Raw genomic sequence first — 1,333 nt, forward strand, 5'->3', positions numbered from 1 at the left:
GAATAGGGATGTCGTGATAATGTCTTTTCAAAAGAATGAGTATTCTCACAAGAATGTGTCTGACGATAACAATGGGCAAGGCGGAAATCCTCCGATCGCAAGCCCTCTGAATGACCAACAATTTAATTCACTCCAACAAACTGTCTCTGAGTTGTCTTCGCAGCAACTTGCTTGGGTCAGTGGGTACTTTTGGGGTTTAGCTCAACATCAACCAAGTGCGGCGGCAACACCAATCGCCCACGCAGCTGCCGCAGTATCAGCAAAGCCTGCCGGTAAGTTGACCATCATTTTTGCTTCTCAAACCGGTAACGCAAAAGGTGTTGCTGAAGCGTTGGAACAAGAAGCAAAAGCAGAAGGAATTGCAGTAGAGTTGTTTGATGCAAGCGACTACAAAGGCAAAAACTTAGCCAAAGAAACGCACGTCATCATTGTTGCTTCTACCAATGGTGAAGGTGAAGCGCCAGACAATGCCATTGAGTTGCACGAGTTCTTACAATCTAAGAAAGCGCCTAAGCTATCAAACCTTCAATATGGTGTGATTGCATTGGGTGATTCTAGTTATGAGTTCTTCTGCCAAACTGGTAAAGACTTTGACACGTATTTAGCAAAACTGGGCGCGACGTCTTTTATTGACCGTATTGACTGCGATGTTGATTACGAAGCGGCAGCGGAAGAATGGCGCAAGAATGCGCTAGGTAAAGTTAAAGAGACACTATCTTCTGGCAATGAAGCGGAAATTGTTCAACTTCCTGTAGGACAAGCGGCAGCTTCACATTCTCAGTACAACAAACAAAATCCATACACAGCGACGTTACTCACCAGCCAAAAGATCACGGGTCGAGACTCGGGTAAAGATGTTCGCCATATCGAAATCGATCTAGATGGTTCGGGTCTGACATACCAACCAGGTGATGCTTTGGGTGTGTGGTACGAAAACAGCTCTGAGCTTGCTAATGAAATTCTAGGTAAAGTTGGTTTGTCTGGTGTTGAAACAGTTGACGTTGATGGCGAAAGCTTATCTATTCACAGTGCTTTAGTGAGTAAGTTCGAGATCACGACATCTAACCCACAGCTAGTGGCCAAGTTTGCCGAGTTATCTGGTAGCAAGAAACTACAAAAACTGGTGGAAGATAAAGACAAGCTTCGTGAGTACTCAGCCAACACTCAAATTGTTGATGTATTCGCAGAGAAGAAAACCAAACTGACCGCGGATGAGTTAGTTGGTTTATTGCGCCGTTTGACGCCTCGTCTTTACTCTATTGCTTCTAGCCAAGCTGAAGTGGATGAAGAAGTACACCTTACCGTCGGGTTGGTTGAATATGACCACAACGAT

The 1,333-nt window shown here is 44.9% G+C and carries 1 protein-coding gene; it reads left to right on the forward strand.

Annotated elements, in window-relative coordinates; translation table 11 throughout:
* Nucleotides 1-19: 19 nt before the first annotated feature.
* Nucleotides 20-1,333: sulfite reductase flavoprotein subunit alpha (locus R7E00_RS23660; RefSeq protein ID WP_318124679.1), on the forward strand; the 1,314-nt coding region annotated here is incomplete at its 3' end.

The organism is Vibrio sp. Vb1755 (genome assembly GCF_033338635.1).
GTDB lineage: Bacteria > Pseudomonadota > Gammaproteobacteria > Enterobacterales > Vibrionaceae > Vibrio > Vibrio alginolyticus.